The organism is Candidatus Clostridium radicumherbarum (assembly GCF_045310525.1).
Taxonomy (GTDB): Bacteria; Bacillota; Clostridia; order Clostridiales; family Clostridiaceae; genus Clostridium_AT; species Clostridium_AT radicumherbarum.
Window position 1 is genome coordinate 1,202,010 of the sequence record NZ_JBJHZY010000001.1, and the last position, 12,411, is coordinate 1,214,420.

The following is a 12,411-nucleotide window of genomic DNA, read 5'->3' on the forward strand; positions in this document are numbered from 1 at the left end:
TAAAGTCCATTTAGGACTTTCCTCCTCGTGTTCCTTATTCTGCACAAAATAATTATTAATCATTGAGTTCCTTATATATAAGAATTAATAACCTCATGCTCATAATTACCACTATATATTCTAGTATACTATACTATGTATAAAAATAGCATAGAATTAATCCATATTAAGGGTATTTTTTGAATAAGTAATGTGGATTTTTTAAATATATTATAATATTTACAAATTGGTAATGAAATGTAAAAATAATATTTACTTTTATGACACAAAACTGTGATAAAATAATTTTTGTTAGACAAGTAATTACTTATAAAAGAAAAATTGGGAATATATAGAATTACGAAGGAGGCTGTAAATTGATTCAGGTTGAGAACTTAGTAAAGAAATATGGACAGCAAACAGTTTTGAATGGTATAAATCTAACAGTTAATGAAGGCGAAATTTTAGGACTTTTAGGACCCAATGGGGCAGGTAAATCTACTACAATGAATATTATAACTGGATACATCTCAGCCACTGACGGAAATATAGAAATCGACGGTCTTAATATTTTAAAGGAGCCAAAGAAGGTAAAAAAGAAGATAGGATATTTGCCTGAAATTCCTCCTTTATATATGGATATGACTGTAGAAGAATATCTTTTATTTGTAAGTAAAATAAAGGGCATTAATAAAAAAGAAATAAAGAATTCTATGGATAAAGTAACTGACCTTGTAAAAATAAATAATTATAGAAATAGGCTTATTAAAAATCTTTCTAAGGGCTATAAACAAAGAGTGGGACTTGCTGAAGCTATAATTGGTAACCCTGAAATACTTATATTGGATGAACCAACAGTAGGTTTGGATCCTAAGGAAATAATTGAAATAAGAAGTCTAGTTAAAGAACTTGGGAAAACTCATACAGTTATATTGAGTTCACATATACTCTCTGAAGTAAGTGCAATATGTGATCGAGTTGTCATTATTAATAAAGGTGAAATAGTAGCAAGCGGAACTCCATATGAACTTTCAAAAAGATTAATTTATAATAATAAGCTTTTACTAAGGATAAAGGGAAAGGGCAAAGTTGCAGAAAAAATACTCCAGGAAGTAAAAGGTATCCAGAATATTAAAATTCAAGGTACTGTTGAAAATGGAACTATAGATATATTAGTTGAGGCAAAACAAAATGAAGATATTAGAGAAGAAATATTTTTTAAACTAAGTAAAGCTGAAACTCCAATTCTTATGATGAAACCTTTGGATTTATCTTTAGAAGAGGTGTTTCTGCAGGTTACTAATGAAGGGGGAATTTAAATGCTAGCTATATTGGAAAAAGAAATAAAGTCATACTTTTGCTCAGCAGTTGGCTACGTATTTATAGGTATTTTCTTGCTTGTATGCGGAATTTTTTTTGCAAATTATAACCTTTTGCCTGCGAGTCCTCTTTATAGTGATGTTTTATCAAGCATGACTTTCTTATTTCTCATACTTGTACCCATACTTACCATGAAACTTTTAGCCGAAGAAAAACATCAGAAAACAGACCAGCTTTTACTGACCTCTCCTTTAAGAGTTAGTGAAATTGTAATTGGGAAATATTTAGCATCAGTTACATTGTTTATTATTACATTATTAATAACAGTTCTATATCCGCTTATATTAAGCAAGTTTGGTACCCTGCCAGTTGGAGAAATTGTAGCTACTTATATTGGCTTTGCTTTTATGGGAGCAGCTTTTATATCAGTAGGAATCTTTGCTTCTTCATTTACAGACAATCAGGCAATTGCTGCTGTAGTTTCTTTTGGAATTTTACTTTTAATTTGGATAATGGATTGGGTGCAGCAGGGGCTTCCTAGCGGAAAGACATCAGGAATTGCATTTGCTGCAGTATTGGTAATTGGACTGTCAGTTTTATTATTCTTCGTATTACGAAATATTGTTATTTCTGGTTTAACTACAGTAATAGGAGCAGGTATAATGCTTATAATATATTTGAAAAATTCTACACTTTATGAAGGATTTTTACCAAATTTTTTTGGATGGTTTTCTCTTTTAAAAAGGTTTGAAAACTTTGGCATGGGTATTTTGGATCTAGGTTCAGTTCTTTATTATCTCTCTTTTTCTATTATCTTTGTTTTTTTAAGTATTCAAATGATAGAGAAAAGAAGATGGAGCTAAGGAGGTAAAAGTCCTAAATGGACTTTTACGAGTAGTTTGCGAGCGGAAGTGAGTAATCTTAAACTACTCAGTGTTCCGACAAAAGGAGGAAAGCATGAAGAAAATTGATATTAAAAGGTCTTTTAAAACTAAAAAATTTAAATATGGTGCTTTTTCAACAATAGCTGCACTTGGATTATTAACAGTGCTTATAGTAATAAATCTAGCTGTAGATAAGTTAGATATTAAAAAAGATTTGACACAAGGAAAAATATATTCAATTACTGATCAATCTAAAAATATGCTTAAAAATTTAAAGGCTGATACAAATATAATAGCCTTCTATGAAACGGGGAAAGAGGATCCTGGAATTAAAGCAGTGCTTAATCAATATAAAACAGCTTCTAATAAAATTACCATAGAATATAAAGATCCTGTTAAGTATCCAGCTACTCTCCAAAAATATAGTAAAGGTGGTACAAAGCCTTCAACTGGAAGTGTTGTGGTTGAAAGCGGCAATAAATATAAGGTAATATCTTCTGATGACTTCTTTAATCAAACCGTAGATAGTTATGGAAACAGTCAGATTAGTTCCTTTAATGCAGAAAAGCAGATAACAAATGCTATTATCTACGTCAATTCAGGCAATGAACAGGCCTTATATACACTTACTGGACATGAAGAGGAAGCACTTCCTTCAGATGTCTTAAATCAGCTTCAAGCTGAAAATTACAATATAAAGGATATAAATTTACTTGAAGGAAGCGCTTCTCTCCCTAAGGATAGTATTTTGGCTGTAGTTTCACCAAAAAAAGATTTATCAAAGGAGGAAGCACAAAAAATTAAAAACTTTTTACAAAGTGGAGGAAAAGCTGCATTCTTTATGGATATTCAGAAGGAGAAATTCCCTAATTTTCAAGATGTCCTTTCAGTATATGGTGTTGCACTTCAAAATGCAGTTGTTGTTGAAGGAAATGCTCAAAATGCGGCTAATACCCCAGTTTATTTATTACCTAATTTTCAGGATCATGAAATTGTAAATGAATTGAAGTCTAATAAGCTCAGTGTACTTCTGCCTTTATCACAAGGAATAGAGGAGTTAAAGTCGAAAAAAGCTACTACCACAATAGAACCCTTACTTACCACTTCAAGTAACTCTTGGGGTAAAGTGAATTTAAATGCAACTACTTTTTCAAAGGAGAAAGGGGACTATGAGGGACCTTTTAATCTAGCAGTAGCTATAACCGATGAAAATAAAACTGAAGGAACAACTACTAAAATGGTAGTAGTGGGAAATGCCTATTTTATGAACTCAGATGCAGTTTCTGCAAGCAACGGAAATAACATAGATTTTGCAGTAAATTCATTAAATTGGCTTCAAGATAATAAAGATAGTATTTCAATAAGACCTAAGGATTTAACTGTGCCAAATTTAATAATGAATGATTTTCAAAAGATAGCACTTTCAGGGGTTGTTGTAATTTTAATCCCAGCAGTAGTTATGATTATAGGTATTATTATTTGGCTTAGAAGAAGGCATAGATAAAAACAGCTTAAAATGGTCTGATGTAAATCAAGAGTAATATGAAAGGTAGTCCCAAAATATGAAGGTTAATGTAAATATATAAAATTTAGGACAGACAATCATGATTGTCTGTCCTAAATTAATTAAGATAACCCAATTTTTAAAATTACTTTATTGCAGCTTCATTATTAACTAGTGAAGGCTTGAAGTATAATATAATCTTCACCTTCATCTTTAGCACGTTCAATTGCTTCATCTTTTGTTGCACCATTAATTACAATATTATCTTCCATAGTATTGATTTCAGTAAGGCTTTTTACAATAGTCTCGTCAGTTTGACCCCTTCTGCGCATATCCTGAATTTGGTCATAAGTATTTTTGCTTATTTGCTTTACAGCACAGTTATAAGGATCATTCATCAATATTACACTATAATGTTCTTTCATTGAAACCCTCCTGTAGTATTATTTTATATTTTGCTACAGTATATTGTCTCACAAATATTAAATTTTATGATTATATATGCATAATTTTATAAAAGTTTATGTAATATATATAAGAAAATAGTTGAGAGGTGGATTAAATGGATGATGAGCTTATTATGGAAGAAATGATTGAAGCTCTTGAAATTAATGGAGAAATAAGACTTAGTAATGAAGAACAAGAACTTAGTATTCAATCAATTGATGATAAGGATGGCTATTCCTATATTAGCAGTACAAATAAGCATTTTGACGACAGCAGAGAAGCAATAGAATGGGTAATCCTTCAATTTGACGGACTAGAAAATATAGAAGAATGGGAATAAGAAATTAAGTGGGAGAATACCCACTTTTTTATATGTACTCGTATTGACATGAAGAAAATTTTAAGATAATATTATGTAGATGCAAATGATTTGCATTGAAATATTATTTAGGAGAATAACAATGACAAAGAGGTTAATTGCAGCGATTATTATTTTAGCTGTATCAGTTGTATTTGCTGGATGCAGTAATAAAGTAGCTGCTGATAGTGGTAATTATGAAAACAGTCAAAATAGCAATGGAAAAGTAAATGTTGTAGTATCTTTTAATGCACTAAAAGAGTTTGCACAGGCTGTAGGTAAAGATAAAATAGATGTTAAAGTAATAGTTCCTGAAGGAACAGAACCACATGACTTTGAACCTAAACCTAGAGATATGGAAAACATTAACAACGCACAAGTATTTATCTATAATGGTCTTAATATGGAAACTTGGGTGGATAAAACTTTAAGTGCTGTTGATAATAAGAAACTTTTATCAGTTGATGCTTCAAAAAATATTGATGTTATCAATACAGCAGGTCAAACTGATCCTCATATATGGCTTAGCTTAAAAAATGCACAAATAGAAGCAAAAAACATTTTAGATGCTCTTGTTAAAGTCGATGAAAAGAATAAAGCTTATTATGAGAAGAATTACACTGATTTTTCTAATAAACTTAAAAGTCTAGATGAAGATTATAGCAGTAAGTTTGAAACAGTATCTAATAAAAATTTTGTGACTGGTCATGCTGCTTTTGCATATCTTTGCAGGGATTATAAACTAACGCAAAATAGTGTAGAGGATGTCTTTGCTGATGGAGAACCAACTCCAAAGAAGTTAAAGGATTTAGTAGATTATTGCAAGGGAAATAATATTAAAGTTATATTTATGGAAGAATTAGCGAGTCCTAAGGTTTCTGAAACCTTAGCTAAGGAAGTTGGAGCAAAGGTAGAAAAAATTTATACTATCGAAAGTAAAGAAGACGGGAAAGATTATATTGAAAGTATGAAAGATAATTTAGACATGATATATAATAGCTTAAAATAACTAATATAAGCCTGTGCCTTAAAATTATGGGGTACAGGCTTTTATACTAAAAATTCCAATTATTCGTTAAATATGGTATAATACCAAAGAGAAAATGCCAATGGGGAGGACATAAGATTGCTAAATCCAAAGTATATATATGAAAAAAGAAAAAAAAGGTATGAAAGTCTTTTACTTGAATTAAAACATACAAGTAATTTTATTAGTGCTTTAAGGTTTATTATTTTTGCAGCTGCTTTAATCTTCACTGTTTATACTTTTTTACATAAAAAATATTACATGTCAACAATTATATTTTTCGTTGGCTTAGCAATATTCATAATATTGATGCTGAAACATAATAAGGTTATTGAAAATAGAAAATTAGCAGAAGCAATTTTGCATATAAATGAGTTATCTCTATTAAGGTTAAGTGATGAATGGAAAAGCTTTAAAGATAAAGGCGAAGATTTTATAGATAACGATCATAATTATGCAGATGATTTAGATATATTTGGTGAAAATTCATTATTTCAATGGATAAATAATGCCTATACGCCCCTAGGAAGAATTCAATTGAAAAATCACTTATGCTTTCCGAGGCTTGATAAAAATGCGATATACGAAAGTCAAGAAGCAATAAAGGAACTTTCAAAGAACGTTGGGTTTAGGCAAGAGCTGGCTGCAGAAGGTAGTTTCATTGTAACAAATAAATCAGAAAATGAGGAAATGTTTTATTGGGCTGAAAAGGCAAATTTAACTTATAAAAATGGTTTTTTAAAATTTTTAATTTTTTTAATGCCTCTTGCTGCAGTTATATCAATATTGTTATTTTTATTTTTCCATGTTATTGGCTATGTAATTCCCTTAATATTTATGGCAGTTAATCTGGGTATTCTAAAATTACAAGAAAAACAAAGATCTGAGATTTTGGATACAATCTATAAATATAAGAAAAACCTAAAACTCTTTCATAAAATGATAAAATTAATTGAAGAGAAAAATTTTCATTCAAAGCTATTAATGGATATTAAACATGAATTTATAGGTGAGAATTTTAAGGCTTCAAAGGCGATAAATAAATTGAGTAAAATTTCAGATAAAGTCTCTGATAGGCGTAATCTATTCAGCATTCTACTTAATGCAATTTTTCTATGGGATTTTCATTTAATAACACAGCTGGAAAATTGGAAAAAGCAGTATGGAAAGTTAGTTATGCCTTGGCTTAATGCTATCGGTGACATGGAAGCCTTATCAAGTTTAAGTATAATTGGATTTGATAACCCTGAATGGACCTTACCTGTTATAGATAACAGCCTGAAAGTAAGAGCTGAAAACATAGCTCATCCCTTATTGTCTAAAGATGCTGTAAGTAACGGTGTAGAAATTAATAGAAGTTCTAGTATATTATTAATAACTGGCTCCAATATGTCTGGTAAAAGTACATTCTTACGGACTATAGGAATTAATCTCGTCCTTGCATATGCAGGGGCAAGCGTTCGTGCAGCGGAATTTTCCTGTGGTCTTATGAATATATATACCTGTATGAGAATAAGTGATAATCTTGAAAAAAATATTTCTTCTTTTTATGCGGAAATAATTCGAATTAAAAAAATTGTAACAGCAGCAAAAGGTGGAGAGACAGTATTCTTTCTATTAGATGAAATATTTAAAGGAACAAATTCTTTAGATAGACACACTGGAGCTGAAGCACTTATTAACATGTTAAGTAAAGAAAATACCCTTGGCATTGTTTCTACCCATGATCTTGAACTTGGAGATTTGGAAAACAAAAATCAAAAGGTGAAAAATTACAATTTTCAAGAATATTACAAGAAAAATGAAATACAATTTGACTATAAATTAAGAAAGGGTATTTCAGCTACTAGAAATGCTAAATTTCTTATGAAGCTTGCTGGTATAGAATTTATAGAATAATTAAGGAGTGGGGTATATGAGGTATCAAATTAAACAAAGAGTATTAAGTATGGCAGATAGTTTTACTATTAAAGATGAATTTGAGAATGATAGGTTTATAGTAAAAGGAAAATTTTTTTCCTTCGGTAACAAGCTTAGAATATATGACTTAAATGGTAGAGAGGTTTCCTATATAGAGCAGGAAATGTTTCATTTCCTCCCAAGGTATAATATTTTTTTGAATGAAACTTATGCTGCTACAGTAAAAAAAGAAATGAGCTTATTTAAACCAAGTTTTTATATTGAAAGTACAATGGGAAATTATACTATTGAAGGAGAAATCTTTTCTCATGAATTTCAAGTTTTTAAAGATGGAAGAGAAGTGGCACATGTAAGTAAAAAATGGTTTTCCTTTTCAGATACTTATGGTGTGGATATTGAAGATACAGAAAATCAAGAATTTATGCTGTCACTTGTAATTGTAATAGATCAAATATTATATGATAATAAAAATAAGTAATATGGATGCCATTAATGGTTGACATAATATATGTCAATGTGTATAATGAATTATAATTATATGAGTAAAACTTTGATGAGAAGAGTAGCTATTATGCAGATTTAAAGAGAGCTGTGGCAGGTGGAAACACAGTATGAAGCTTTTAGTGAAGAACAGCTCTGAGTTTCTAACTGAAATCCTTGGATAGTAGGCTTAGACGTAACCAATGCGTTATTATTGGAAAGTATAATACGTACTTTTTAAGCTGGCTTTTTAAAGCAATCTGGGTGGCACCGCGGAATTTACCTTCGTCCCATTATTTATTAATGGATGAGGGTTTTTTTTATTTCACATAATTTTCAGGTTTATTTGTTTATAATATGACTATATGAAGAATTCAAGTGATACTAGTCACGCAAGCATTAATAATACTTACGTGTAGAATAAGGAATACAAGGAACACAACAATTAATAATTGTTGTGTACTTAAAACTACAGGAGGGAATTAAAATGGAAGGCATAGTAATAAAACAGCTTTACAGAGAAACAGAAAAATTTGAAGGTCAAATGGTAAAATTATCTGGTTGGGTAAGAACAGTGAGAGCATCTAATGCTTTTGGCTTTATAGAGCTAAATGATGGAAGCTTTTTTAAAAATGTTCAAGTAGTATTTGAAAGTGACTTAGAAAATTATAAAGAAATATCTAAACTTCCAATAAGCTCATCGATTTCAGTAGAAGGTATACTGGAACTCACCCCAGATTCTAAGCAGCCCTTTGAAATAAAGGCAAAGAACATGATAATTGAAGGATTATCTCAATCAGATTATCCACTACAAAAAAAGAGACATTCACTTGAATATTTGAGGACAATTGCACATTTAAGACCTAGAAGCAACACTTTTTCAGCAGTTTTTAGAGTTCGTTCAATTGCCGCATATGCTATACACAAATTCTTTCAGGAAAGAGGTTTTGTGTACGTACACACTCCAATAATAACTGGAAGTGATGCTGAAGGTGCTGGAGAAATGTTTAGGGTTACAACCTTAGATTTAAATAATATACCTAAGGATGAAAAAGGTGTAGTAGATACCTCCAAGGATTTCTTTGGAAAAGCAACAAATTTAACTGTTAGTGGACAGCTAAATGGAGAAACCTTTGCACTTGCATTTAGGGACATATATACCTTTGGCCCTACCTTTAGAGCAGAAAATTCAAACACAGCAAGACATGCAGCTGAATTTTGGATGATTGAACCAGAAATGGCCTTTGCAGATCTTAATGATGATATGGAAGTTGCAGAAGCTATGGTGAAATACATTATTAATTATGTTATGGAAAATGCTCCTGAAGAAATGGAGTTCTTTAGTAAATTTATAGACGCTGGGCTCATGGAAAGATTAAACCATGTTGTTAATTCTGAATTTGGAAGAGTAAGCTATACTGAAGCAGTTGAAATTTTAGAAAAATGCGGAGAAAAATTTGAGTATCCAGTTAAATGGGGCATAGATCTTCAAACGGAGCATGAAAGATATTTAACTGAGCAACACTTTAAAAAGCCTATTTTTGTTTACAATTATCCTAAGGATATTAAAGCATTTTATATGAGAGCTAACGAAGATGGAAAAACTGTAGCCGCAGCAGATCTTCTAGTACCAGGAGTTGGAGAAATCATCGGTGGCAGTCAAAGAGAAGAAAGACTTAAGGTCCTTGAAGCTAGAATGGATGAACTAGGTCTTAATAAAGAAGATTACTGGTGGTATTTGGAACTAAGAAAATATGGTGAAACTGTACATTCAGGCTTTGGACTAGGCTTTGAAAGAATACTTATGTACTTGACTGGAATGTCAAATATTAGAGATGTAATACCATTTCCTAGAACTACTGGAACATCAGAATTTTAAGATTAATCTTATACAATGAAAAGTACCTCTTAAGCTAGCTGCCGCAAGTTTTGCGACAGCTCTTTTTCATTTTTGACATAATTATTTTTTAGGGTTATACTAGTGTGCAGAATGTTCATAATCAAGGAGATAAGATGTTTAAGTCGATAAATTATAGTGATTTAAAAGGAAATTTTGCATTAATTGATGTAAGAAGTCCTATGGAATATAAAGAAGCTACAATTCCAGGTGCCATAAATATTCCTATTTTTGATAATGAAGAGAGAAAGGAAATAGGCTATGTTTATGTAAATGAAAATGTTGATAAAGCAAAATATTTAGGAGTACAGGCTGTATCTAAGAAATTGCCATATATATATAGTGAATTAAGTAAACTTGATCAGGAATATGAGAAGCTTGTACTTTTTTGTTCAAGAGGTGGAATGAGAAGCTCAAGCCTCTGCGGTCTTTTAACAACCTTAGGGCTTAATACCTATAAATTAAGCGGAGGATATAAGGCCTATAGAGGATATATTAATGAAATGTTACCTAAAGAAAATGAAAAGGTTAAATATATTGTTCTTCATGGAAAAACTGGAGTTGGAAAGACAAATCTCTTATATAGCTTAAAGAGAAATGGTATGGATGTTCTAGATTTAGAAGAGGCTGCAAACCATAGAGGATCTTTATTAGGCAGTGTAGGATTAAAGGGTGAAAGAAGTCAAAAGTACTTTGAATCTTTAGTATTCAATTCCTTAATTCAAAGGAAAAGTAACTTTATTTTTGTTGAAGGTGAAAGTAAGAGAATAGGAAATATAATTATACCCGAGTTCATATATAATAATATGGAAGCAGGTATACACCTGCTAGTTGATGCTGATATTGAATATAGATGTGAATTGATTTTAGAAGAATATACAAGAGAAGAAAGTTCAAAGGTAGATATACTTAAATCCTTAGACTTACTTAGTAAATATATTAGTAATAAAAATATTACTAAGTATAAGGATTTAATACTTAATGATAAGTATTATGAAGTTGCAAAAGAATTAATGTTAAAATACTATGATCCAATGTATCAAAGTGGTATTGAGAAATACAATTATGAACTTCAATTAAATATTTCGGATTTAGAAAAGTGTTCAGAGGAAATAATTAAATGGACAAAGGAAAACTTTTTATTTTAAGAAATCAGGTGATTAATTGAAAATAGGTTATATTTATTCAATAATTTCAGCAATATTGTTTGGTTGTGCTGGTTTAGTGTTAAAGTTTGCTTATGTAGAGAAAATAGGACCTGTGGAGTTGCTTACATTACAATATATAATAGCGGTTAGTGTTATGTTCATAATACTTTATATAAAAAACAAAGGACTTCCGAAGCTAAGCAAAAGTAATTTGATTCATCTTTGTATTCTTGGAGTCATAGGAAATACTTTTATGACTATTTTTTATTATACTGCTTATCAATATCTGACTATGTCAATGGTAACAATACTTTTATATACATACCCAATTATGGTGTTTTTGTATTCCTTAATTTTTGAGAAGATAAAGATTAAGTTAGCTAAACTAGTAGCATTAATATTTGCCTTTATAGGATGTATACTTGCATTAAACTTACTAAATGGAAATGTAAAATATTCTTCTAAAGGTATTATTTTTGGATTATTATCAGCTGCCTTTTATGCTTTTATGAATATATATTCGGAAAAAAGACTTACACATATTGACTCTTTCAGTATAAATGCTTATTCTACATTATTTTCTTTAATATCTTTAATACTTTATAAATTTCCGGGTTTTATTTTTAAAGGAGAAGTTACTGAAACTACTTTTATATGCACTGTTATATTAGCAGTTTTCTGTGAGATAATTCCCTTAACTCTCATGTATGCCGCAATAAAGCATATTGGCTCTTTAAAGGTTTCTATTATAGGAAATTTAGAAACGCCTACTGCAATGCTGCTTTCCTTTCTTGTATTAAGAGAGTCTATTAGTTTTGTACAAGTAATTGGTGCTATTTTAATCTTTTGTGCTGTATATATAATTAGAAAATAAATGCTAATAACTTGGAGGAAAAGTAGAAAATGAAATTTATTTTAGTGTATTTAATTGCTATTAACATTTTTGGAATATACATAATGTATCTTGATAAAAGAAAAGCAAAAAAAGGTTATTGGAGAGTACCAGAAGCAACATTATTTATGGTAGCAGCCATTTTTGGGAGTCTAGGAGTTTTAATTGGAATGAAACTATTCCATCATAAAACAAAGCACTTAAAGTTCGTAATTGGAATACCTGCAATTTTAATACTACAAGTATATTTAATTTACAAGATATTTCAACATATTACATAAGTTCCTTGGCATAAATCATTCTTTTTTTGGGCAATACAATAAAAGATATAATTTTTTAGATAAGCTCAAAGGAGATGATTAAATGGCACAAAATAAAAAAAGAAATTTAACTGAGGAAGCTAAAAATAAATCAATGATGCAGAAGAGTTTAAATAGCCTAAATTCTAAAAATGGATATCAAAATACTGGTAATGATGCACAAGTTCATGCAAAAGCTTATGCTATGAGGCAAAGTGATAACGGCTCTCATATGTAATATGTAAAGGGGCTGTCC

Annotated in this window: 13 protein-coding genes and 1 other annotated feature; of the genes, 12 read left to right on the forward strand and 1 reads right to left on the reverse strand. The window is 30.2% G+C overall.

The features are described 5' to 3' along the window. Nucleotides 1-356 precede the first annotated feature (356 nt). From ACJDUH_RS05690 to ACJDUH_RS05700, 3 genes are all read left to right on the forward strand, one after another. Nucleotides 357-1,298, forward strand: a complete 942-nt coding sequence (locus ACJDUH_RS05690; protein WP_406764191.1) for an ABC transporter ATP-binding protein — start codon at nt 357-359, stop codon at nt 1,296-1,298. Beyond that, on the forward strand, nt 1,299-2,162 hold the full coding sequence (locus ACJDUH_RS05695) for an ABC transporter permease (RefSeq protein ID WP_406764192.1): 864 nt from the start codon (nt 1,299-1,301) through the stop codon (nt 2,160-2,162). It abuts the gene before it with no gap. A 94-nt stretch (nt 2,163-2,256) separates the two neighbouring features. After that, a complete protein-coding gene (locus tag ACJDUH_RS05700) occupies nt 2,257-3,687 on the forward strand; it encodes a GldG family protein (RefSeq protein WP_406764193.1) in 1,431 nt (476 codons plus the stop codon). Nucleotides 3,688-3,854: 167 nt separating this feature from the next. Here ACJDUH_RS05700 and ACJDUH_RS05705 read toward each other — a convergent pair whose 3' ends face one another. Further along, nucleotides 3,855-4,112 carry a hypothetical protein gene (locus ACJDUH_RS05705; RefSeq protein ID WP_406764194.1) on the reverse strand — a complete coding sequence of 86 codons (258 nt, stop codon included), beginning with the start codon at nt 4,110-4,112 and terminating at the stop codon, nt 3,855-3,857. A gap of 137 nt (nt 4,113-4,249) precedes the next feature. On the opposite strand from ACJDUH_RS05705, the gene ACJDUH_RS05710 reads away from it, so the two are divergent. The 9 genes from ACJDUH_RS05710 (at nt 4,250) to ACJDUH_RS05750 (ending at nt 12,393) form a co-directional block, all read left to right on the forward strand. After that, nucleotides 4,250-4,474 carry a hypothetical protein gene (locus ACJDUH_RS05710; RefSeq protein WP_406764195.1) on the forward strand — a complete coding sequence of 75 codons (225 nt, stop codon included), beginning with the start codon at nt 4,250-4,252 and terminating at the stop codon, nt 4,472-4,474. 121 nt (nt 4,475-4,595) lie between these two features. After that, nucleotides 4,596-5,501, forward strand: coding sequence for a metal ABC transporter substrate-binding protein (locus tag ACJDUH_RS05715; protein ID WP_406764196.1), 906 nt, complete (start codon nt 4,596-4,598; stop codon nt 5,499-5,501). 117 nt (nt 5,502-5,618) lie between these two features. Further along, nucleotides 5,619-7,418 carry a MutS-related protein gene (locus ACJDUH_RS05720; RefSeq protein ID WP_406764197.1) on the forward strand — a complete coding sequence of 600 codons (1,800 nt, stop codon included), beginning with the start codon at nt 5,619-5,621 and terminating at the stop codon, nt 7,416-7,418. A 16-nt stretch (nt 7,419-7,434) separates the two neighbouring features. Continuing rightward, nucleotides 7,435-7,917 carry an LURP-one-related/scramblase family protein gene (locus ACJDUH_RS05725; protein WP_406764198.1) on the forward strand — a complete coding sequence of 161 codons (483 nt, stop codon included), beginning with the start codon at nt 7,435-7,437 and terminating at the stop codon, nt 7,915-7,917. A 63-nt stretch (nt 7,918-7,980) separates the two neighbouring features. Next, nucleotides 7,981-8,215 (forward strand) — a binding site (T-box leader). A gap of 191 nt (nt 8,216-8,406) precedes the next feature. Continuing rightward, a complete protein-coding gene (gene asnS, locus ACJDUH_RS05730) occupies nt 8,407-9,798 on the forward strand; it encodes an asparagine--tRNA ligase (RefSeq protein ID WP_406764199.1) in 1,392 nt (463 codons plus the stop codon). A 134-nt stretch (nt 9,799-9,932) separates the two neighbouring features. Beyond that, the gene (mnmH, locus tag ACJDUH_RS05735) at nt 9,933-10,964 is read left to right on the forward strand and encodes a tRNA 2-selenouridine(34) synthase MnmH (RefSeq protein ID WP_406764200.1); all 1,032 of its coding nucleotides are present in this window, start codon (nt 9,933-9,935) and stop codon (nt 10,962-10,964) included. A gap of 16 nt (nt 10,965-10,980) precedes the next feature. Beyond that, the gene (locus tag ACJDUH_RS05740) at nt 10,981-11,838 is read left to right on the forward strand and encodes a DMT family transporter (RefSeq protein ID WP_406764201.1); all 858 of its coding nucleotides are present in this window, start codon (nt 10,981-10,983) and stop codon (nt 11,836-11,838) included. Between the two features lie 29 nt (nt 11,839-11,867). Next, nucleotides 11,868-12,137 (forward strand): DUF1294 domain-containing protein, encoded by a 270-nt coding sequence (locus ACJDUH_RS05745; protein ID WP_406764202.1) that lies wholly within the window; start codon nt 11,868-11,870, stop codon nt 12,135-12,137. An 82-nt stretch (nt 12,138-12,219) separates the two neighbouring features. After that, complete coding sequence (locus tag ACJDUH_RS05750; RefSeq protein ID WP_406764203.1) at nt 12,220-12,393, forward strand: hypothetical protein; 174 nt, start codon at nt 12,220-12,222, stop codon at nt 12,391-12,393. Nucleotides 12,394-12,411: the final 18 nt, after the last annotated feature.

Bases quoted from the DNA above. Each gene is read 5' to 3' on its own strand.
- asnS (WP_406764199.1), top strand. From the start codon at position 8,407: ATGGAAGGCATAGTAATAAAACAGCTTTACAGAGAAACAGAAAAATTT.
- ACJDUH_RS05750 (WP_406764203.1), top strand. From the start codon at position 12,220: ATGGCACAAAATAAAAAAAGAAATTTAACTGAGGAAGCTAAAAATAAA.
- ACJDUH_RS05705 (WP_406764194.1), bottom strand. From the start codon at position 4,112: ATGAAAGAACATTATAGTGTAATATTGATGAATGATCCTTATAACTGT.
- ACJDUH_RS05710 (WP_406764195.1), top strand. From the start codon at position 4,250: ATGGATGATGAGCTTATTATGGAAGAAATGATTGAAGCTCTTGAAATT.
- ACJDUH_RS05695 (WP_406764192.1), top strand. From the start codon at position 1,299: ATGCTAGCTATATTGGAAAAAGAAATAAAGTCATACTTTTGCTCAGCA.
- ACJDUH_RS05725 (WP_406764198.1), top strand. From the start codon at position 7,435: ATGAGGTATCAAATTAAACAAAGAGTATTAAGTATGGCAGATAGTTTT.
- ACJDUH_RS05700 (WP_406764193.1), top strand. From the start codon at position 2,257: ATGAAGAAAATTGATATTAAAAGGTCTTTTAAAACTAAAAAATTTAAA.
- ACJDUH_RS05715 (WP_406764196.1), top strand. From the start codon at position 4,596: ATGACAAAGAGGTTAATTGCAGCGATTATTATTTTAGCTGTATCAGTT.
- mnmH (WP_406764200.1), top strand. From the start codon at position 9,933: ATGTTTAAGTCGATAAATTATAGTGATTTAAAAGGAAATTTTGCATTA.
- ACJDUH_RS05745 (WP_406764202.1), top strand. From the start codon at position 11,868: ATGAAATTTATTTTAGTGTATTTAATTGCTATTAACATTTTTGGAATA.